We start from the raw sequence: 20,938 nt of genomic DNA, 5'->3' as shown, positions 1-20,938 counted from the left end.
TTTGCAAAAGTCTACCAAATGGGAGTGCTATCATTTGATCTAAATCAAATTCGGTTTTTAGGGTTTCTTATTCTACTCAACGTTTCAAGTGTAATTCCTAAATAAGAAGCAATATGGGTAAGGGGAATTCGGCTTGTGATGTTAGGATATATGCTTAATAGGTGTTTATATCTATCATCTGCCTTGTTAAATTGAATAGTGTACAGTCTTTCACAGAGTCCTAACATAGTTTCGGTTACCACTTTGCTTATAAAACGCTCAAAATCGTGGTGCTTATCTGTTAGTTTGTCCAGAGTATCTTTTGAAAACTCAAGAACTGTTGAATCTTCAACAAATTCAACATAATGAGGGCTTGGTTTTTCACTAAAAAAACTAACAATGGGAGCCATAAACTGATTTTCGAATGTGAACCAGTCTGAAATATCTTTCCCGTCTTTCAAGTAATATGCCCTCGAACAACCTTCTACTATTAAATATGCTTTTTTAGAAAATTGTCCTTCACGAACTACAACCTCTCCTCTTTTGAATGTACTAACTTTTGAATTGGCAATGAATTCTTGCTTACATTCATTGGTTAATGGTAAATAAATTCCCCCAATTTCATTTAAGATTTTTTCAGTATTCATTTTTTAATTTGACTACAATTTTTGGGTTTAGTATGGTTTCGTTATAATGTTTGCCAAGCCCTTGTTATAGGGCGTTTTTATTCTTCGTTCAGTTCTTTTTGAATTTTCTTTGGTAATCCTGCTACGACCAATGCATAAGATTCCTTAATCCATTTTTCAAACTGTCGTTTGTTGATTCTTCCCTTTGTTTTTATACTATTCCAATGTTTTTTGTTCATATAATAACCTGGGCTCACATCGTCATATTGCTCTCGTAATTGAATAGCTTTTTCAGGTTCACATTTTACATTTACAAACTCAAAAGTTGAAATATCGGTTGCACAAAACATTTTCCCCTTTACGGAAAATACAAGCGTTTTGTCGTCAAAAGGCATAGATTCTTCTACGTCTTTTAACGACAAACAAAAATCTCTTAATTCTACAATGTTCATTGCTATTCGGCTTTTTCGGCAAATCCAAGTATATAACCGTTAAGGTCTTTCAAATAAAACTCCTGCATTCCGTACCAAGTTGTTTTCAAATCAGTTACTTGTAGATTTTTTAACTTCATTTCTTGATGGAATTCCCTGATTCCTTCGATGTCCATATAGAACGAAACAGAGGCTCCGATTGGCAAACCTTGTGCAAAAATAACATCTTCTTTAAATGTGTCTGTCCGTTGAAAGAAAATCTCAACATCGTCTTTTTGCATCATTGCATAAACATATTCTTTGTTTTCAGTAAAACCTTGTTCTATCTCATTTTGTGTTATAGGAACAGTCATTATCAATTTGAAACCAAAGTTCTCTTGGTAATAAGCAACTGATTCTTTCACATCTGTTACTTCAAAATTTGGGGTGAGTTTAGTAATCTTCATTATAAATCTGTTTTTTAGTTTATAGTGCAAAATTACTTTTATGCTTTGGTTGCTAATTGTAAAAATCGGACGTTTTCGTTTCTGAATAATTCGCTTGGTGTTGCTCCTGTGTGTTTTTTGATTTCTTTTATGAAGTGTGCTTGGTCAAAATAGTTTTCACTTGGAAAAAGATTGCCTTTGGAAATGTCTTTGTATGAAGAATTGCAACGGACAATGTTTGAAAACGACTTCAATGAAAATCCAAATTGTTGGTTGAAATAACGATTTATCTGACGACTGCTCCAAAATGCGTTTTCTGAAAGTTCTTCAACAGTTAAATTTTGTTTGCCGTAAACCAATTCAAAAAGTTTGAGCTTCCTATTATCAATTTCTTTTAAGTGTTTGATTGAATTTTCTAAACGGTTGGAAATTTCGGAAACGAATTTTTCAAAATCCTTCGTTTGGTATGAATTGATGTTCCAAAATGTCTGTGATAAACTTTTGGTTGTGTTCAGAATAGATTTTATCTCTTGCTGAAACAAATATTCAGTTGCTAAAAGTTTGAAGCGGATAGCAAATATTTTTGATGATTTTGGAATTTTTACGTTAATAGGATTTGTCCAAACTCCTGTGATTTTTACAAGTTTTAGTGTGTTGTTTTCAAATTGGGCAATCAGGTCAAAATATCCGTCCGGAATAATAGTGTGTTCAAAACCAATCGAATAGGTTTCATATTCCCAAAAACTATCAATAAAGTTTGTCAAAAATCCGTTCGGTTTTATTTCGTTGTACTTCATTGCTGTAACGTTGTTCTAAAATGCTCAATAACGGTTCGCGGCTTTGCGTAGTGAGGGAATTAGATATACTAACTTTCAGCCGACCACAAATGTACAAAAAAAGACTAACGCCCAATTAAGCACGTCAGCCCCCATTACGCAAAACCGATGTTGGCGGTTCGTTTTTTTATTTTTTCCGTTTGTAATGCAATTGCGTTAAGCCTGTTTCAAATGTTTTTGCTTTTACAAATTCAAGTAGTTGTTCAGGTCGTCCGTCTTTAAATAATCTTGTTCCATTACCTAATAATACAGGAACAACTGAAATAATAAACTCATCAATCAAGTCATTTTTTAATAGTTCATTAATTACTTCTGCACCACCATCACAGTATATGTTTTTCCCGTTTTTAGATTTGAGTTGCTCTACCAAATTGGTCAATTTACCTGTGTAAAAGCTTGTTCTACCAACACTTGGTTTTGGGGTTCTTGTTATGACATAAACGTCCCTTTGTCCATTGTCGTAAAATGATGAGCCAATTTCCTTAAGAACATAATCATAGGTTTTTCTACCAATAATCAATGTGTCAATGGAATCCGTAAATTCTTTATAACCATAGTCTTCACCTTCTTTTTCTACGAGCTTTAAGAAACCTAAGTCGTCATTAGGTTTTGAAATGTAGCCGTCTAAACTTGTGGCAATAAAAATTGAAATTTTTCGCATCTGTTTTAAATTTTTAATGATTTGGCAAAATTAGTTTTAGACAACCATTTACACTTTGTATAAATGCGACATTTAAAGCTGTGATGGTGAGAGTCCTGTATTTCGCTTGAATTCATTATTAAGATGTGAATGGTCATAATAGCCACACTCAAATGCAATATCTAATAAACTGCGATTTTCACTCGAATTTTTAATTATGTTTAAAGCATTTTGAAAACGAATAATGTTTGAATATTCTTTTGGTGTCAGTCCAATGAATTTTTTGAAATTTCGCTCCAATTGTCTTGTCGTTATGAAATGTCTTCTTGAAAGTTCGTAAATACTCAGTTGTCCGTTTGTTAAATGAATATCATCAATAACTTTTTGTAATTGATTGGATTTGGTAATTATTCTTTCGGAGTAAAAATGGTTAAAATAATTAAACGGATTTTCTATTATTTTATCAAGATTAAATGAATTAGATTTTTCAAATTCAACGGTGTCGTTAGTCAATTCATTTTGGGTGGCATATTTATAGAAATTTGCAAAAGTTGCAGGTTTTAGGCACACACCTATTAGATGTGTATCGGTGTCAATAAAGCTGTCCTTAAATGAAGTCATTGCACCAACTACATAAGTTTTCCCAAACTCCATTAAAGTCGAGCCGTTGTCAGTCAAGCAAGTATCTCCCAAATTCATTACTATACCAGCGCAACCATCTGGAAAAACCCGTTCCCACTGTCTTTCTGGCTCGTTTCCTTTCAGTTCCCAATAGAAATGAATATAGGATTTTAATTCTTTGTAAGGTTTTATTTTTTTGTACTTCATTGTTTCGGAAGTGTCGTTTGTTACAATGATCGCCAACGGTTAGTATATGAAAAGTAGCGGATTTTTAAGCACTAACTTTTCGGTTTATAACTGACCTCTAATTTATTAATTTTGTTTCGTTTAAGCACTTACTCCGCTATTTTTTACATACGTCGTTGTGTGTTCGTTCTTTTTAATAGTAAATAATTTCACGTTCATAGATATATTCATTAACATATTTGTTGTTACTTCCTTTTTGTTTTATCTCTTTTTTGTCAAAATTTAGGTATTGAATTTCATATTTTTAAACTGTTTGAAAAACAGGGAAGTTTACCCCCTGATCAGTTAGTACTGAATACTACTAAATAAAAGATAATCAACTCTGAAATCGAATTCACACCTTTATTTCATTGATTATAATCTAGTTAGACATATATTTAATGCAAAAAACATAATAATAGTATGAAATTTCATATTATCATAAAAAACACGATCCATGAATACTATCGAAAAAGTGAACGAGCTACTTTCAATGACAAGCAAAATTGAAGATGGCCGAATTAAGTTTTTGCCTGTTGAAGCTTATCTGGATCAGGAAGTGGTAATAGATTATGCCCGGCGCGGAAAATGGTCATTAGTGCATTTTGCGGGAAGAGCGGGCGGATTGGGAACAAAGGCCATTCGTGTTGTTCCCTGGTTGCCAAGCAACCAATGGCCAGTGGGAGGCTCAATGCGTTATTATGAAAGTGCTTTTCAATATCGCTCAATGAACGATTATTTGGTGCAAGGTGAGCTCAGGTTCATCTTAAACAATCGTGAAAACATTTTAGAACGCAAAAATGAATTTAAGTTGTTTGAAGCGGCTCAAAAACCGGTTTTTGAACTTTTTGATTGTCTCGATGGGTGGAAAACCCTGAGCGAATGGATTCACAACGAAGAGAACTGGCCTGATGCGGATTTATCAAAGGAAGAGAAACAGCGACGGGAAAGAGAACTGTTTCTTCGTTTTGACAGCAGCCTTGAAAGTACTTTGTTTTTGAATTTGATGGATCAATTACAAAACGACAAGTACCTTCCAGAGGTGCCGAACTTTGATTTAGGCTTTTATGAGGAACGGATTCTAAGCGCAATCTCCTATCGTGCCGGCATGCGGGTTTTTGATGAACCCATGGAAAAACTGGAGGAATTACTCATTCAGTCCGTAAAATATGCGCATGGATTTGGAACAGAAGATGATGATTTGCGACTGAGGGTATCTATGTCAGAGACAAGCATGAAGGTTTTTGAAGCAATTGAAGCACTTTTTTCTCCTTACATGACTGGAGAAGTTAGTCAAAAAATAAAAGACATGCCAGAATTCTATATCGCAGAAGCCATGAACAAACAAAAACGAGGTTACAATGGCATTGCCCATATAGAGGTTGCAGCACTCATGGATGATCAATTAAACGACCCCAAAAAAGCATGGAAATACTTACAAGCCGCAAGTTACTGGGTGGGTGAAAATATGCCCGAAGCACAGGGAACAGTTTTGGAAACAGCTATGCATTTGTGCGATAAACACGGTTGGAATGAGGCGCTGGAAGTGCTAGAGTATAATAAACGAATGATGGACGTTTGATTGACACCTTGAAGCAAATAAGAGGATAAATAACAAAAACTATGAAACAGTATATAAATTTTACGACAAAGTTTGGAGAAGGCATTAAACATCAAAACGTAGATATTGCTGCCATTAGTGAATACGACCAGTATTTGTTGACGAACGAAGTTGTCGAGATACTTTCAGAAGAAGGTATTTCGAGTTATGGTGATGGATTTATATGGACATTAAATCCAAATGATTACGTAGAATGGCTTAATAACTGGATCCAACTTGAAGATAGATGTGTCCCATTTGGGCGTACAGCCTTTGGAGATCTTTTTTTTATGAAAGAAAGACAACCAATGATTCTTACTGTTAGTAAAGGATTAATTGACTATACTACTTCTCGCTTAGATTGGTTTTTTAATAGATATTTATCTGAAGATGAATTTATGGATGAATATTTTAATTTAACTTTATATAAAAACCTAAGTAGCAAAGATTTAAATCAAAATGAATGTTACGGATTCAAAACCCTACTTTCAGAAGGAGGTGCCGAAACGATTAGCAATGTTTCAAAAATGGATTTAAAAGCGTATTTAGCAAGTGTTTCATCCAACTTAGCAGAGGTAGGATTCTATAAACACGAATAAGACCAATTATTTAAAAAAACAAAAATGGGATGGTTTGATAGATAAATTAAAGAAAATGCAAGACGAAAACGTTATTTCAAGAATGACAGATCATATTAATTTATATGATAGAGCATTGACCATTATCAGAAAGAAGGGGTATGAATTATTCTTATTTCCAAACAATATAGATGATTTGAGTGTAGGAACATATTTTGCTAAAAAAGACAACCGGGACTTCAATGCAGAAGATCCGTTAAGGCTTCTTGGAATGATCAATATTTGGGAAGTACAGGGAGATGATTGGTGGGATAAACCTAAATATCCATCTGAAAGAATTACTGATGAGTTAACGGATGAAGTTTATCCTGAATCTCCTAAAGATTACGAAGTATTTGGAGAAGACAGGTTCAGAACATTTGTGAAAAAATGTCAATCTTTTTTTAGTTTAGGAATGTTCCCTGAAATAGAAATAAAGTCTGATATCTCAAGAAAGGAATTGTTTGAAATCATATCTAATCTTGGAAAAGAGGAAGACGAATAGTAGATAACAAATGGAGCGATTAAAAACACGCACATGAAAACATTAAAACAAGCATACACCGTATTTTTAGAAAACCTTACAAACAATCCCGCTATTCAGTTGGTTGATGATTGGAGCCAAACAAGTTTGGGAGAACCATCTGGGCGGTTTATTTCCAGAAAAAAGGAATCTCTTGAACGCGAAGCAGGAATCATACTCTCCAATACACATATGGATTATTTTAGTCTTGTTGGTGTGCATTTGGCGTGGAGAAGTATAGATAGTGAAGGTATCGATACCGGAGCTTTTGGTGGGTTCAGGCTAAACGGACTCACGGACGCTTTTCTGTTTTATTCTGATTTTTGGAAAGGAGCTTTCTCCTTGGCTCCAGATGTAGAAGTGCCAGAATCATTGAAACACTTTGAGCAAATAGGATGGTTTGAACAACAAATTTGGGATGATGCGGTACGCGGATGCTTTTTAAAACAATCCGAGGGGGGGCCACCACCTATTGTATTATTCAGATATGATCAATACTTCCCTCTTACATTAACCTTTGAGGAATATTTACTTCGTATGTTTGAAACCTATGCAATAAAAGGTTGGCAGTATTTTTATATAGATATTCCGAAAAATGTAGTTCGTTCTGAGATTATTCTCAATGAGATGCAAACTGCCTGTGAATTACTTCCAAAGTTATTTCCTAATCAGGATTGGACGTACCACCTAAATAAATATCAGGAGATTCAATTGAAATGGAAGAAAGCAAAATAAGCAATGAAAAAACGAAAACAATATGAAAACAGAAGAAATCTTTACCAATGATGCCTGGGATGATTTGTCTCAAGAATTATTTTGGGAAAGGTTAAAGAAAAAGCGAACAAATAAAATCCATTTCATCAAAACAAAAGCATTTGTATTTTTGGATAAACCATCTGTAGAAGAAAAAGAAATAGGAATAAACATTCTTGAGGAAGCAATTAAAACCTACTTTTCAGAGAAGAGTACAATCCTTTCTAAGGAAAAATACCCGAGTATCTACAAAGAAGAAATAATTCGAACAGCCGTTTTGCTGGCAGAAATTCTAGTGAAACAGGATCGAATCCAGAAAGCTACTGAACTGCTGGATTTAGCCGAAAAAGATCTTTTCACTCAGGAGCAACCCGAAAACTGGAACTGCCAGACTTATTTTTTCAATGATGCATATGTACTCCGTGCAGAAATCGCCATTCACAACAAAAATGCTACACTTGCGAAACAATGTATTCAACAAGCGAGAAGATTACAGGAAAGCGATTTTATGAAGTACTTGGAAATAGAAACAAGACTGGCCTGGTTAACGCAGGATTTCTCAGAAACGGACAAAAAATGGTCCGATTGGTATGCATTGGAAGAATACCCTTTTGAAACACTCATGCAAATAGACTATACAAGTGCTGTAAACAATGAAGTTTCTATGGATTTTTGGGATGCTGCAGAAACATTTCGGGTAAATCATGAATCTGTGTTAGGGGAAGATAATATCGAATCGTTAAAACGTCTGGACAATGCCCTCAAATTCAATAAAAACTACTCGATTGAAAGATTGGACAAGACATATTTAAGAGAAAGGTACATTCATGAATTAGGGGCTTATATCGGTGAGGTAGTAAACAAGGAACTGAATGGTAAATGGATAAAGGAAAGTACTCTGACGTCATCAAACGTACAGATAGGAAACGAATTGATTTCTCCATTTAAAATGGCTTATGATACAGTCTTTTTGAAAAGAAGATTGGCAGAAGATCTTTTAAATACGATACAGAAATAGTAAATCAACAAAATTGCAAAAACAGAATTAAGCGAACTAAAATAAACACCATGAACAACCTCAATAAACTACTTGAATTTTCAGGAAACCTGAAAGAAATTGACAGCATTCAAACGGATATTCAGCGAGTTTAAAGCATCTTCAGAAAGTAAATGTAAAAGAACATTTGGACTTTTTGGCTCAACTTTATTAAACCAATGGAAGAAATAAACAATGAAAAACGAAAACAAGATGATAGAAGAGTTACACGGGCTTGTTTGCAGAAAACAGGCAGAAGAATTAGCCATAGCCGCAAAAGACAATGATTTAAATCAACGAACGGATACAGGAGATACTTTGTTGCTGTCAGCTATTCGAAACGATACGGCAGAAATTGCGAAAATTTTATTGGAAAACGGTGCAGATCCTAACTATCCAAATGATCGAGGGTGGTATCCTTTACACTTTGCCATTCAGCAGCAAAACATGGACATTGTAAAACTATTAGTGAAAAATGGTGCCAATATCAACCAACAAGATGGTATATTTGGAAACACTCCTGTATTTATAGCTGTTGCCAAAACAGAAGGTAGAGCATTTATTGATTTTTTTCTGAATCTTGGAGCTGATGTAACTATTCCAAATAAAATGGGAGTAACCGTCTTACAGGTTGCCAATCGAAAAAATGTAGACTTATAAAATGCCGAAAAAATAAAAAAATCATGATGAACTTGTAAAAAATGAACAGCAAGGAATTACTAAATAGCATTCATAGTGTAAATCTTGAAGCCATTCAAAACTGGATTGATGATGGTGGAGACGCAAGCTTGTTAATTGAACTACCATCCGGCAAAAAAAGTTTACTTCAACTGCTGATTGATGCTATTGAAGAAGATGCAGACGAAACTACTTACGTTGAAATGATGCAACTCCTGATTGAAAACGGTGCAGATGTGAATTATGCTGATGATGTTTCGTTCTCTCCTATTTTTAGTTTAATCGATTTAGAGAAACCTCAACTTTTGCAATTAATTTTGGAACATGGAGCGAGTCTAAATGGTATCAATGATGAGTTGGAAACGCCTTTACTACGTGCAGCAAAAAATAGTTCAACCCGAATGATGACCGTACTATTGAAGTATGCAGATCAGAAATTAATTAATACAGCTGGTTCCTATTTTGCAAAAACTCCTTTGGGCATTTCTTTTTTTTAAGCCGATATGGCACTTATAGAGCTTTTGCTAAAACACCATGCAAATCCCTACGCAATAGATAACGAAGGAGAGATAACAATACAGAGTATTCCTAAAGATCTGAATAAGCAGTTAAGAACAGAGATTGAAGAGTTGATAGAAAAGTATACTGTAAAATAGAACTTTAAGCAGTAATAGCAAAGAGAAATTATGAACGAAGAAATAAAAATGATAGAGTTCTAACCAAACGCACAAACAGTTTTTTCGCTCCAATCCCTGAATTAGTGGGGGCTTTGAGAGGAAATAAAAAAGGGGAAACTTCTAACTTTTTGATGGAGGATTTGGAGCAAGTAGCACAAATAAAAATGATTGAAAAATATGAAATTTCAATAAAACTAGAAGTATAACGTTCCGATGCTTTGCGTTCGGGGGGGCGGAGCACAAAACTTCAAGTTTGCGCGTTAGCCCACCTGACGCAAAACCATGTTAGCGCTAACCTTTCTGTTTTTCCCAATTTTCATTAGTGAGTTCATAAACAAAATTTTGCATAGGTTTTTCACCAAAATAGGTCACTTCTTGCTCTCCAACCTTTGAAGCACCTAATTTAATTATTGCTCTTTGGGAGCGAATATTATTCTCGCCTATATGGAAATAAACTTTTGAAACATAATTGAAGATATGATCAAGCATTAATGTTTTTACCAATTTGTTAGTTCCTATTCCCCAATATTCTGTTTTATAAAAAGTATATCCAATTTGTATGCTGTTTTCCTGCTCAGAAAGAGCATAAAATCGGGTGCTACCAATAACAGAATGGTTGCTTTTGTCAATTATTTTAAACGCCCCTTTACTTTGTATAGCACCGACAAAAAAAGTTTTAAATATTTCTTTTTGCCACCTTTCCTTATTAGGGTGTTGTTCCCATATTTTTGGGTCAGATGCTGCTGCATATAAAGCATCGAAATCACTTTCTTGTAATGGAGAAAGTAAAATATTCTCATTTTCTAATTTTGGCTGAATATTAACTGTAGAAATTCTTTTTTTCATCATAATATCTATTTGTTCATCTTCACCAAGTTTGAAAACGTGTTTGTCAAATGCTTTAAATCCATTTTTTTCATAAAATCGGATAGCTCTTGGGTTTTGTTCCCAAACTCCCAACCAAACATATTCCACTTTTTTATCTTTAGCCAATTCAATTGCTTTGTCATAAAGAATTTGCCCGACTTTTTTTCCGTGATATTCTTTTAAGATATAAATCCGTTCGATCTCAAGTGCATTTTGGTCCTTAATTTCGGTTTGGGATTGTCCAACGTTTACTTTTAAGTATCCGATTATTCTTCCGTGAATTTCTGCAAAGTAAAATTCAGCGTTTTGGTCGTTCAGTTCAGTAGTCAATTTCTCTTTGGAAAATCCGTTTTCCAAATATTCTTTCATATTTGTTTCGCTATTTTCTGAGGAAAATGTTTCGGTAAAAGTCAGTTTTGCAATGTTTTGAAGTTCAATAATGTCGGCTGTTGTTATTTTTCTTACTGTTATTTGTTGCATTTTAGTTCTATTTTAGTCGTGTAAATTCCATTCATAATTTAGCCAATCATTATTTTCCTTCGCTCCTAGTTTATTGTAAAACCGTATTCCTCCTTCGTTCCAAGGTGAGACAGTCCATTTTATTTGACCACAATTATTTATAACCGCTTCTTCTTTGAGAGCTAACATCAATTTTTCTCCAATTTTATGTCCTCTGTAATTTGTGTCAACATAAAGTTCTTTTATGAATATAGCAGGTTTGTTTTGTGCTGTAAATGGTAAATAATAATAAACCAAAATGCCTGCTATTTTTTGATTGTTTTCTGCAACCAGACAATAAAAGTCGGGTGGATTTTTTTTAAATCCGCTTTCTATTACGATTTCAGGCGTAATGGCAAATGTGTCAATATATTTTTCAAAAATGGCTAACTCTTTCATTAGCTTCCAAATGCCGTCTGAATCTGATTCTATCGCTTTTCTTATAGTTACATTCATTTTTTCTGAAATATTATTTAATGTGATGATACCGCTTTTAATCCTACGATTGAGGCAATTAAAGTTGTGAGAAATAGAATACGTAAAAATGTTGCGGGTTCTTTAAAAACAAATATGCCAACAAGAACAGTTCCTACAGCTCCAATTCCTGTCCAAATTGCATAGGCAGTGCCTATTGGTAACGATTGAGTAGCTTTAATTAAAAGTCCCATACTAATTACGAGTGTGACTAGAAAACCAGAATACCATAGATACATTTCATTTCCCGAAGTTCCTTTTGCCTTTCCCAAACAAAATGCAAAGGCAACTTCAAACAAGCCTGCAATAACCAAAACTATCCAATTCATTAGTTTCTATGTTTTGGACAAAGGTCTTGATTAGGTTTGAAGAAAAAATTATCAAATGATAAAAAAAGATACTTATGTAATATTTGCTCGTATTCTACTTAAACTTACTTGTGTAATTCCCAAATAGGAAGCAATCAGTCCAAGTGAAACTCTTTGTAATAAGGTTGGGTGCTTTTTTATGAGTTCTAAATAGCGTTCTGTTGCTGTTCCTAGTTGATTTGATATAAATCGTTGTTCGGCTTTTATAAGTTCTTGTTCAGCAAATTTTCTGCCCCAATTTGCAATATCAATATCTGTTGAGAATAAATAATGAAGTTTCGTAGCACTTATTTTATAGAGTTCGCATTCCTCTAATAATTCTATATTTTCATATCCTTTTTGATTAAGAATATAACTTTTTAGTGAAATAATGGTGTCGCCTTCTTCGCCAAAAGCAATGGTAACTTCGCTATCATCAAAATTTGAAAAAGTACGTGCAATTCCCTTTTTTATAAAATAGATGTTTTTTTCAACCTTGTCTGAACGTATTATTAGCTTATTCTTTGGAAGAATTACTTCCTCAAAACATTCACATAATTTGATTTTGGATGAAGAGTTAATTGGATGTGTTTTGTCCAGAATTTGATCGATATTCATTTTTGTTGAGCAGTTTTTTTCAGCTTGCCACTAACGGTTAGTATATGAAAAGTAGCGGATTTTTAAGCACTAATTTTCCGGTTTATAACTGACCTCTAATTTATTAATTTTGTTTCGTTTAAGCACTTACTCCGCTATTTTTTATATACATTGTTAGCAGAAGTTACTTTTGTTAATATTTTTCTTTCCTTTAAATTAGTAGTGTTTATGACATTGAAAGAGAAATAACTATCATCTAATTGTACTGTAGTATCCTTCAATTTACATTTCAGATCTAAAATCACGGATTGGTCAGGTTTTACTTTAGAGTCGTAAATTATATTTACTACTTCACCAATTATTAGAGAATCATTGTCGTATATGTTGTGACTAATATTTGGAACAAAGTAGTATTCAGTTGTCTTTTTTTCATTTGACCTTAACAGAATCTTCAAAAAAGATTCGGTTTGAATTGTTCTATGGCTAATTAATTTTGTTTCAAACAAGTCTTGTGATACATATTTTTCAATTTCGTCCTGATGTGGAACGATCTTAAAATAGTTTTCCATTATCAAATAGATTCCTCCAATTTGTGCTACTGGAATAAGTATTGCGAATGAAGCACAGACTAAGTAAAATTTGACCTTTGACACCTCCAAAGACGTCTTTGCAGACAATAGCAAAATATAGAAAATATAAGCTGGAGTTAGAATCAATATTATAATGGAAAAATATTCTAAATCAAGTATAAAACTGATAGAAAAAATTAAGACGACGATACTAGACGTGTAAATATAAAGCGCCTCTGAATCTATTTTATATTTCAGTTTTAATCTTGAGGCTAGCTTTTTAAATAATTTCGACAATAGGACCGATAATAAAACAAAAGGTATAGATAGCAACAGTATCTCTTCAATAGATGGTATTCCAAAAGACTGAATAAAAGAAAATTCTGGAACAGTCGTTCTGGTAGGTGCCATATTATTGACTTGCATTGAGCATCCTTTGAATCCAATTATAAGCATTAAGAGAATATATTTCCAAAACTTGATTAACCCAAATGAGAATATGCTAAGAAAAGTCAAAGGTGGGGTAATAGCATTATTATCATTCTCAATACTTTTAATGAACAGTTTAGGAAAAAAAAGATAAGTAATGGAGCGAATGAATTTCACAAAGAAATTCACAACACTCTCTATTTTATTTTCCAGTCCATCCATTTATATCTTATTTATACTAACGAAGAAGTATGAGCGTAGTGCGAGATTACGAAGTCAACACTTTCAGTTTCCGATATGTTTATTAACAATTCATCATAAGTTTAAATTTAGCATTACGCTTATACAATCTTGTGTACAGTACTTTTTCTTTCCATTTTTTTAAGTCCGTTGTCCTCAAAATACACTCTATAAGTTTTAGTCTTTTCACCATCAATAAATTGTTGAATTGCAACATCATAATTTCGGTCAGTAAATAGTCCGTAATATATTCCAGTCAATGATTTTTTAATGTTCAAATGGCAATAATTATCTGAAATAATCAATAAACGTTTTTCGTATTCCTTTCTCCAATAGTGAGATTTTGACAGGAAAAGAGCTTCATAATCACGTTTTATGTGTTGTTCAATATTTTCTTCTTTAGTCATATTTCTATTCCAATAAACCCATTCATTTTTTTTCGGACTGTAATTTATGTCTTGAAATTTAAAAATATCTATGTGTTTGTTCTCCTCAACAAATAAATCGGTATCTATTTCAAGACAAATTCCTTTATGATTTTCTGCATATTGAGCCCACATCATTTCGTTTTCGTATCCTTTGTATTTTTCCGAATAGACAAAACAGATCGCTTGGATTTTTGACTTTATTTCCTCGCCAAATCTGGACATACTGTCAAAATGAGCTTTGTCCGAATCCGTTTCGTAGTCCAAATCCGAATACAGAGTTTCATAAGGAACATTTATTCCACCAAATGCCCATTTCTGATTTTCTTTTGGGCCATTCATTTTATTCAAAAAATTGGTTCGCAAAGTCATTGAAGGCAATATAAATTCTATTGCTGTACTTAATTTGGTATAATGATAGATTTTTGGCATTTAATGGTTTGTTGCGTGTTTTAAACACCTAATTTAGCAAATAAAAACCGAATAGAAAATCCTCATGGATTTTCGTAACCAGGCTAGAACTAGCAATAAATTATATGCGGTGTTAGCCATTGATTATTCTTCGTTAAATTTTTTCGTTTTCGGGTTGTAAGTAAATAAGGTTTTAAGTTTTTGTGATTCATCGTTTTCATTTGTTGCGAACAACGTTATTTCTTCATTTTTGTCTATTATAATATCGCTTTTTAAGTTTCCTCCAACATCTACCGTTATTGATTTAGTAATGTCGCTCTCCTTTGAACCTTTGACAATTCTCCCGCTTAAAATTGTAGCATTTCTTTCAACGAATTTCACATATACACTTGATTCCAATCTAGAAAGTTTGATTTTTTCATTTTCTGTTGGTTTTATATAAAGATCATTAACGTAGAGTTCGAATTGTATAGGGAAAGATTTGTCTTTTTTTGTTTCTTCTAATTTTATCCATTCAATAATGGCACTCTTCTTAATATCACTTTTATTATTATAAATTGTTTCTATTAAAAGTGATTCTATTTTAATAGGCTCATTTACCTTTTCTCTATAAACTACTCCATTAAAACCTTTTGAAATTATATCTAATACTTTCTGTGTAGTATCCAAATATAATATTGGTGCAGTAAATTCTGGTTCAATTTTAAGTTCTATTTGCTTTATTAGGAACCAATCTTTAAGATCTTCTTGTTTGAGTTTATTTGCAGTGTATAATTCAATTCCGTAATATTTTGCAGTATTTATTGCGTCTGCTTGATACCCATTTGTACTAACAAAAACTTTCTTATTAATTTCTTTAATTCTATCGCATTTGGATTGGAAAGCTTCAATTTCTTTAACCGGGACTTTTTTATTACAATCTTTACACTCAATAGCTATTTTAATTTCAAAGTCATTGATTGAGGAAACAATTAGAATATCAATTTCTCGTTTCTGTCCACTTTCATTTTCGATTTTATAGTTGTTGAAAATCTTTGTGTTTTCAGAATCTTTTAAAGTCTCTTGAATAAGTCGGATAGTTTTTTCCAACGATTTTCCATTGTTCTTCATTGTTTCTGGTAATTTGTGGCTAACTCGTTGTTAAATCAAAAGTATTGGTGTTAAAGGTTGTAGTAAAAATACAATTAATAGTTATGAAAGTCATCTTAGATTAACAAAACTTACTATCCCAAATTTTGGGGTATCTACAATTCTGGAATCACCTTACCAACTGCACAAACCCACTATAACTATGCGTTTCCGTATCGGAGGTCAGTTCCAGTTGATAAAAATACACGCCTTCGGTGGCATCCGTTCCTTCCCAGAGGGGTTCAAAGACCTGCGGTTGTGTGGTAAATTCCAGTTCGCGCATGGGGTTCCCCCAACGGTTGAATAAAAATACCTTTCCGCTTACCGAAACGTTGGTCGTGATGCCGAAGAAATCGTTGCGCCCGTCCTGATTGGGGGTAAAAACATTGGGGATACGGATCTGCAACGAATCGTACACGAGTACCTGTAAACTGAACGTATCCGAACAGTGGGGCGCACCGTCGTACGCAATCAGTGTAAGCGTATAATTCCCTGCCGTATCGAGCGTAAAGCCGGGGTGTTCATCCGTGGTCGTCCCGCCTGACCATTCCCACAGGTAATCCGTGGCGTTGGTGCTTGTGTTTTCGGTCTGTACCCACAGTGGAGCCGATCCCGTTGCAGGATTGGCAATAAAGGAAGCCGTAACGGATAATTCTTCATGTACAGTCAGTAAAGTATCGTTGGTACAGCCGTGCACATTCTCAACAGACAATACATAATTCCCCGATGTAAGCCCGGTAAATACGCTATCCGGTTGCGGCGCCTGGTTATCCAGTGTGTACTGGTAAGGTGCTTGCGCGGTGTCCATCACAGCGGCAATGCTTCCCGTGCTTTTGCCGCATCCGGAAGGGGTGATCTGAATACTTTCAAACTTCGGTTTTGGGTTGACTTTGACGTGTACCGGAAGCACTTTCGAACAACTGTCCGTACTCCATATCCGGACGGTGTACACCATGGAACTATCCCCCGTAAACGCAGGATTTGGGCAATCGTAACAACTCAATCCCGTTTGCGGCAGCCAGTCGTAATTGATTCCACCCGAAGCCCCTAATTGCAACGGCTCCCCCTCGCAGATGGTGGTGTCGGATACGGTTAGAGCAGTTGGGAAGGACGAGCAGGGCGTGGTGTAGGTGAGGAAAAATGCAATATAGATGTTATAAAACGTATTTGGAGATTGCCAAACAAAATGTAAATCTCCACTTGTTACATTATTATTCAAATATGATGAAACATCAGCTATTGCATCACTACCTGACATTGAACTATTAGGCACATCATCATCCAGTCCGAAAAACTGATTATTCTGATAATAAAAGTGTCCTTTAGTACCACATCCCCAATTACTATTAGAAACATCAGCACCACCAATAAGACCTAACTGATTCGAATTAAAATATACGTATGACCCGTCATTAAGACTAGTGTCATTCAATCTATCTGTATGAAGTGAAAGTCCTACCGGATACGCTGTATTAATTGGGTTGAGCTCTGTAAAATTATAGATTTCATTATTAACCATATCCTGATTATTCAGCATTATGGTTACCGCAGTTTCAGGAAGTGAATTGTTCTCATAGATAACACATAAATAAATAGCCCCGTACACACAATTCGCAAGACATTGGTCTGACATATTTGGTGGAGGAATTTCTACTTCATAAATATTTTGTGAGGGACTAACCCATTGAGTTACATCTATCGAGTGAACACCGCTTTCGCCTGTGGAAGGTAACCAAAAACCACCTGTAACTTGATTAAAATGATTAAATTCTAAAATCTCATGATTGAAAATAATAGATGTTGGTTTTGGATACCCAAATCTTTGGCAAAAGAGATATGCACGTTTAATTTGACTGCCTGGATCAATAAATACTTCAATCTGCCCATTTCCAGATCCTAAACATGTTGTAAACCCACCACCTGTAACACCTCCTTGTATAACATCCTGATAGAACACCTCTTGCGCCTGAGTATTTGTAAAACCCAATACCCAAATTGTAAGATATGTCAGGATGCGATTCATATAAATGCTTATTAATGGTCGGCTTTTTCCGAGAGCTTTTCAAGCAATTGCCTTAAGTACAAGTTTTCTTCTTTTAGATGTTCAATGAAACTTTCCAGACTAGATATGTTCTCGTTGTTCTGTAAGTTGTGTACGAACGCATACGCGTTTTGTGTCCCCTCAGCATGCTGGTTCTGGCTAATGTTAAATACTTTATTACCATCGAAGTCCAGGATATTACTGAAATCCGTATCCAGTACCTCGGCAATTTGCTTCAATCGTTTGAATGAAATGTCTGTTTCATCCCGTTCGATTTTACTGTACCCGCTTAGACTCATGCCTAACTGCTCTGCCATGTAGGATTGCTTGTAATTACGCAATTCTCTCATCTTTTTTATGTTCTCAATTTTATGCATAGAGGTATTAGGATGTTGATTCAGAAGACGGAAAACCATAAAAAGTCGTTGGAAATAGCCGTTAACGCACCAACTGCACAAACCCACTATAACCATACGTTTCCGTATCCGTGGTCAGTTCCAGTTGATAAAAATACACGCCCTCCGAGGTATCCGTTCCATCCCAGAGGGGTTCAAAAACCTGTGGTTGTGTGGTAAATTCCAGTTCGTGTAGGGGGTTCCCCCAACGGTTGAACAATGCTACCCGTCCACTTACCGAAACGTTGGTCGTGATGCCGAAGAAATCGTTGCGCCCGTCCTGATTGGGGGTAAAAACATTGGGGATACTGACCTGCAACGAATCGTACACGAGTACCTGTAAACTGAACGTATCCGAACAGTGGGGTGCACCGTCGTACGCAATCAGTGTAAGCGTATAATTCCCTGCCGTATCGAGCGTAAAGCCGGGGTGTTCATCCGTGGTCGTCCCGCCTGACCATTCCCACAGGTAATCCGTGGCGTTGGTGCTTGTGTTTTCGGTCTGTACCCACAGCGGAGCCGATCCCGTGACGGGATTGACGGTAAACGAAGCCGTAACGGATAGTTCTTCCTGTATCGTCAGTAAAGTATCGTTGGTACAGCCGTGCACATTCTCAACAGACAATGCATAATTCCCCGATGCAAGCCCGGTAAATAAGCTATCCGGTTGCGGCGCCTGGTTATCCAGTGTGTACTGGTAAGGTGCTTGCGCGGTGTCCATCATTGCGACAATACTTCCCGTGCTTTTACCGCATCCGGAAGGGGTAATCTGAATACTTTCAAACTTCGGTTTTGGGTTGACTTTGACGTGTACCGGAAGCACTTTCGAACAACTGTCCGTACTCCATATCCGGACGGTGTACACCGTGGAACTATTCCCCGTAAACGCAGGATTTGGGCAATCGTAACAACTCAATCCTGTTTGCGGCAGCCAGTCGTAATTGATCCCACCCGAAGCCCCTAATTGCAACGGCTCCCCCTCGCAGATGGTGGTGTCCGATACGGTTAGAGCAGTTGGGAAGGACGAGCAGGGCGTGGTGTAGGTGAGGAATAACGACCATACAGGGTTTGTAGAAAAATGGGATGGATCAGCCTGAACTTGAAATTGTGCATTAAAATCAGTCGAGTTCATGGTTGGTATGGTCATAATATTTGACAATCCATCACTTGCAGCAACTTCTATATCAGGCAAGTCATCCCCCAATCCATATAATGTATTCTGCTCATAATAAAATGAACCAACTACACCACCACAGACTGTATTACTATTATAATCATTTCCTCCAATCTTTCCCAGATATTGTCCTTCTACAAATACCAAAGTTGGTTCATTTATAGTATCACACATATATCCCCCATGAATTGACATCCCTACATCATTCATGTTATTTATAGGGTTTAAATCATTAGCTTGGAAAAACATATTCTGCATAATATCTTTATTATTTATCAGAATACTACCATTTGTTTCTGGTAAGGACGCATACTCATAGAACACAATTAAAAAGAAATCTGTGTATCTTTCATTTGCTGAGTTCTGAGGAGGTATGGTTATGGAATAGGTGTTGACGAGAGGGCTAATTTCATTAGTTACATCAGTACCGTGCACATACCCCAATCCATTAGTTCCCGCTGCATAAAAGGGGGATAAAAATGGCTCACTGATTATATTATCCTCATTAAATTCAATTACAGTGTTTTCAAACAAAACTTCAATAGGATCGGCCAATCCATGGCGTCCAGAAATCAGAAAGGCTTTTTTTATAGTACTATTCGGATTGATTGACAAATTGAAATCACCTTGCCCTGAACTAAGTGTTGTTGTGAACCCGTCTCCTGTAACACCTCCATTAAATACTTCCTGATAAAAAATAGTCTGACTCTTCAAAAAAGAAGGAAAAAAAAGAAGTAACAATATGATATGTAACCGAATAATTTTCATTAATCCAACATCCATCTAATTTTTTAGAACTTCAATAATACCTTTCAGGTAATCTATTTCTTCCTGTTGGCGGGCAATGATTTTTTCATACAGTTCGCTTTCCTTTCCCTTGCTTTGATGGATGAATTTACCATTGCCGATTTGACTGTACGATACATTTTCAAAACTTTGGGAAACCTGATTTGGTAACAACTCTGATATATCCGTTTCCAGGATATCAGCTATTTCCTGTAACCTTTCCACTTTCAAACTGACTTCATCATTCTCAATTTTACTATATGCCCGTTGCGATATGTTCAAAGAACTGGCTACATTTTCCTGAGTCATGTTTTTCGAACGTCTTATACGTCTAATTCTTTCACCTGTTGATAACATTATTTATATTTTTTTCAATAAAATTAACCAAAAAGTTCTATATAGAACAATTTTTAATCTAAAATTAATTTATTTATTTAAATTCGTTACTGTCAATAAATAGCATGATATGAAAATATAAGCGCTAAGTTTTGTAGTAAATTCGAAATTCATAAATCTTCAAACCAATAGACGATTGTTTACGTCACATAGTTGGACGAAGGCAAATTCGTTTGAACTAAACACAACCTTAAAACAAGATACTTCTACAAGTCAATAACTTTTTATTAACCTAAAATGTACAGATATGAAACATTTTTTTAGACAATTCTTAACAGCTGTAACACTCAGCTTAATAGCGGGTTGGGGGCTTGCCCAAAACCCTTTATGGACTTTACCGGGTAGTTATTATGACCATTCAATTCCAGCATTGAATTCCCTCCCGACCCCAACCGATCCAAACAACACCTACGATCCGGGGGAACAGTACTATTACTATCAGGGTCAGGAAGCAGCCAGTACACACAACTCCATGATGGATGCACAGGGTAACC

The 20,938-nt window shown here is 35.2% G+C and carries 26 protein-coding genes; 9 read left to right on the top strand and 17 right to left on the bottom strand.

What is annotated here, in order from left to right; genetic code table 11:
* Positions 1 to 44: 44 nt before the first annotated feature.
* The 6 genes from ABDZ97_RS12605 to ABDZ97_RS12580 all read right to left on the bottom strand — a co-directional run bounded on the left by ABDZ97_RS12605 (position 45) and on the right by ABDZ97_RS12580 (position 3,765).
* Positions 45 to 626 (bottom strand): Crp/Fnr family transcriptional regulator, encoded by a 582-nt coding sequence (locus ABDZ97_RS12605; RefSeq protein WP_343788199.1) that lies wholly within the window; start codon positions 624 to 626, stop codon positions 45 to 47.
* A 77-nt stretch (positions 627 to 703) separates the two neighbouring features.
* A complete protein-coding gene (locus ABDZ97_RS12600; protein WP_343788197.1) occupies positions 704 to 1,057 on the bottom strand; it encodes an MmcQ/YjbR family DNA-binding protein in 354 nt (117 codons plus the stop codon).
* Between the two features lie 2 nt (positions 1,058 to 1,059).
* Positions 1,060 to 1,482 carry a VOC family protein gene (locus ABDZ97_RS12595; RefSeq protein WP_343788195.1) on the bottom strand — a complete coding sequence of 141 codons (423 nt, stop codon included), beginning with the start codon at positions 1,480 to 1,482 and terminating at the stop codon, positions 1,060 to 1,062.
* A 38-nt stretch (positions 1,483 to 1,520) separates the two neighbouring features.
* Positions 1,521 to 2,258 (bottom strand): DUF6597 domain-containing transcriptional factor, encoded by a 738-nt coding sequence (locus ABDZ97_RS12590; protein ID WP_343788193.1) that lies wholly within the window; start codon positions 2,256 to 2,258, stop codon positions 1,521 to 1,523.
* Positions 2,259 to 2,424: 166 nt separating this feature from the next.
* The gene (locus ABDZ97_RS12585) at positions 2,425 to 2,958 is read right to left on the bottom strand and encodes a dihydrofolate reductase family protein (protein WP_343788191.1); all 534 of its coding nucleotides are present in this window, start codon (positions 2,956 to 2,958) and stop codon (positions 2,425 to 2,427) included.
* A gap of 72 nt (positions 2,959 to 3,030) precedes the next feature.
* Positions 3,031 to 3,765 carry a DUF6597 domain-containing transcriptional factor gene (locus ABDZ97_RS12580; protein WP_343788189.1) on the bottom strand — a complete coding sequence of 245 codons (735 nt, stop codon included), beginning with the start codon at positions 3,763 to 3,765 and terminating at the stop codon, positions 3,031 to 3,033.
* Between the two features lie 475 nt (positions 3,766 to 4,240).
* Between ABDZ97_RS12580 and ABDZ97_RS12575 the strand changes: the two genes are divergently transcribed.
* The 8 genes from ABDZ97_RS12575 to ABDZ97_RS12540 all read left to right on the top strand — a co-directional run bounded on the left by ABDZ97_RS12575 (position 4,241) and on the right by ABDZ97_RS12540 (position 9,646).
* A complete protein-coding gene (locus ABDZ97_RS12575; RefSeq protein WP_343788187.1) occupies positions 4,241 to 5,365 on the top strand; it encodes a hypothetical protein in 1,125 nt (374 codons plus the stop codon).
* 41 nt (positions 5,366 to 5,406) lie between these two features.
* The gene (locus tag ABDZ97_RS12570; RefSeq protein WP_343788185.1) at positions 5,407 to 5,982 is read left to right on the top strand and encodes a GAD-like domain-containing protein; all 576 of its coding nucleotides are present in this window, start codon (positions 5,407 to 5,409) and stop codon (positions 5,980 to 5,982) included.
* Between the two features lie 55 nt (positions 5,983 to 6,037).
* Positions 6,038 to 6,505, top strand: coding sequence for a hypothetical protein (locus ABDZ97_RS12565; protein ID WP_343788183.1), 468 nt, complete (start codon positions 6,038 to 6,040; stop codon positions 6,503 to 6,505).
* Between the two features lie 33 nt (positions 6,506 to 6,538).
* On the top strand, positions 6,539 to 7,258 hold the full coding sequence (locus ABDZ97_RS12560; protein WP_343788181.1) for a hypothetical protein: 720 nt from the start codon (positions 6,539 to 6,541) through the stop codon (positions 7,256 to 7,258).
* A gap of 22 nt (positions 7,259 to 7,280) precedes the next feature.
* A complete protein-coding gene (locus tag ABDZ97_RS12555; protein WP_343788179.1) occupies positions 7,281 to 8,294 on the top strand; it encodes a hypothetical protein in 1,014 nt (337 codons plus the stop codon).
* Between the two features lie 213 nt (positions 8,295 to 8,507).
* Positions 8,508 to 8,972: an ankyrin repeat domain-containing protein gene (locus ABDZ97_RS12550; protein ID WP_343788176.1), complete on the top strand. Its 465-nt coding sequence runs from the start codon at positions 8,508 to 8,510 to the stop codon at positions 8,970 to 8,972.
* A 41-nt stretch (positions 8,973 to 9,013) separates the two neighbouring features.
* Positions 9,014 to 9,487, top strand: a complete 474-nt coding sequence (locus tag ABDZ97_RS12545; RefSeq protein ID WP_343788174.1) for an ankyrin repeat domain-containing protein — start codon at positions 9,014 to 9,016, stop codon at positions 9,485 to 9,487.
* A 6-nt stretch (positions 9,488 to 9,493) separates the two neighbouring features.
* Positions 9,494 to 9,646, top strand: coding sequence for a hypothetical protein (locus ABDZ97_RS12540; RefSeq protein WP_343788172.1), 153 nt, complete (start codon positions 9,494 to 9,496; stop codon positions 9,644 to 9,646).
* A gap of 312 nt (positions 9,647 to 9,958) precedes the next feature.
* On the opposite strand, the gene ABDZ97_RS12535 is transcribed toward ABDZ97_RS12540, so the two are convergent.
* The 11 genes from ABDZ97_RS12535 to ABDZ97_RS12485 all read right to left on the bottom strand — a co-directional run bounded on the left by ABDZ97_RS12535 (position 9,959) and on the right by ABDZ97_RS12485 (position 20,405).
* Positions 9,959 to 11,014 carry a GNAT family N-acetyltransferase gene (locus ABDZ97_RS12535; protein WP_343788170.1) on the bottom strand — a complete coding sequence of 352 codons (1,056 nt, stop codon included), beginning with the start codon at positions 11,012 to 11,014 and terminating at the stop codon, positions 9,959 to 9,961.
* 12 nt (positions 11,015 to 11,026) lie between these two features.
* Positions 11,027 to 11,488 carry a GNAT family N-acetyltransferase gene (locus ABDZ97_RS12530; RefSeq protein WP_343788168.1) on the bottom strand — a complete coding sequence of 154 codons (462 nt, stop codon included), beginning with the start codon at positions 11,486 to 11,488 and terminating at the stop codon, positions 11,027 to 11,029.
* A 17-nt stretch (positions 11,489 to 11,505) separates the two neighbouring features.
* Positions 11,506 to 11,835, bottom strand: coding sequence for a DMT family transporter (locus tag ABDZ97_RS12525; protein ID WP_343788166.1), 330 nt, complete (start codon positions 11,833 to 11,835; stop codon positions 11,506 to 11,508).
* Positions 11,836 to 11,907: 72 nt separating this feature from the next.
* On the bottom strand, positions 11,908 to 12,471 hold the full coding sequence (locus ABDZ97_RS12520) for a Crp/Fnr family transcriptional regulator (protein WP_343788164.1): 564 nt from the start codon (positions 12,469 to 12,471) through the stop codon (positions 11,908 to 11,910).
* A 134-nt stretch (positions 12,472 to 12,605) separates the two neighbouring features.
* Positions 12,606 to 13,670: a hypothetical protein gene (locus tag ABDZ97_RS12515; RefSeq protein WP_343788162.1), complete on the bottom strand. Its 1,065-nt coding sequence runs from the start codon at positions 13,668 to 13,670 to the stop codon at positions 12,606 to 12,608.
* 119 nt (positions 13,671 to 13,789) lie between these two features.
* The gene (locus ABDZ97_RS12510) at positions 13,790 to 14,545 is read right to left on the bottom strand and encodes a DUF2971 domain-containing protein (RefSeq protein ID WP_343788160.1); all 756 of its coding nucleotides are present in this window, start codon (positions 14,543 to 14,545) and stop codon (positions 13,790 to 13,792) included.
* Between the two features lie 123 nt (positions 14,546 to 14,668).
* On the bottom strand, positions 14,669 to 15,634 hold the full coding sequence (locus tag ABDZ97_RS12505) for a restriction endonuclease (protein WP_343788158.1): 966 nt from the start codon (positions 15,632 to 15,634) through the stop codon (positions 14,669 to 14,671).
* Positions 15,635 to 15,782: 148 nt separating this feature from the next.
* Entirely contained in the window at positions 15,783 to 17,675 is a 1,893-nt protein-coding gene (locus tag ABDZ97_RS12500; RefSeq protein WP_343788156.1) for a T9SS type B sorting domain-containing protein, read from the bottom strand.
* Positions 17,676 to 17,686: 11 nt separating this feature from the next.
* Positions 17,687 to 18,070, bottom strand: coding sequence for a helix-turn-helix domain-containing protein (locus ABDZ97_RS12495; protein ID WP_343788272.1), 384 nt, complete (start codon positions 18,068 to 18,070; stop codon positions 17,687 to 17,689).
* Positions 18,071 to 18,131: 61 nt separating this feature from the next.
* Entirely contained in the window at positions 18,132 to 20,045 is a 1,914-nt protein-coding gene (locus ABDZ97_RS12490; RefSeq protein WP_343788155.1) for a T9SS type B sorting domain-containing protein, read from the bottom strand.
* The gene (locus ABDZ97_RS12485; protein ID WP_343788153.1) at positions 20,046 to 20,405 is read right to left on the bottom strand and encodes a helix-turn-helix domain-containing protein; all 360 of its coding nucleotides are present in this window, start codon (positions 20,403 to 20,405) and stop codon (positions 20,046 to 20,048) included.
* Positions 20,406 to 20,691: 286 nt separating this feature from the next.
* Here ABDZ97_RS12485 and ABDZ97_RS12480 point away from each other — a divergent pair.
* The coding region (locus tag ABDZ97_RS12480) for a hypothetical protein (protein ID WP_343788150.1) at positions 20,692 to 20,938 on the top strand (247 nt) is incomplete at its 3' end.

The organism is Wandonia haliotis, assembly GCF_039523435.1.
Taxonomy (GTDB): domain Bacteria; phylum Bacteroidota; class Bacteroidia; order Flavobacteriales_D; family Crocinitomicaceae; genus Wandonia; species Wandonia haliotis.
Note: the sequence above shows the minus strand (reverse complement) of the source record. Positions and strands in the feature narration are given on the sequence as shown.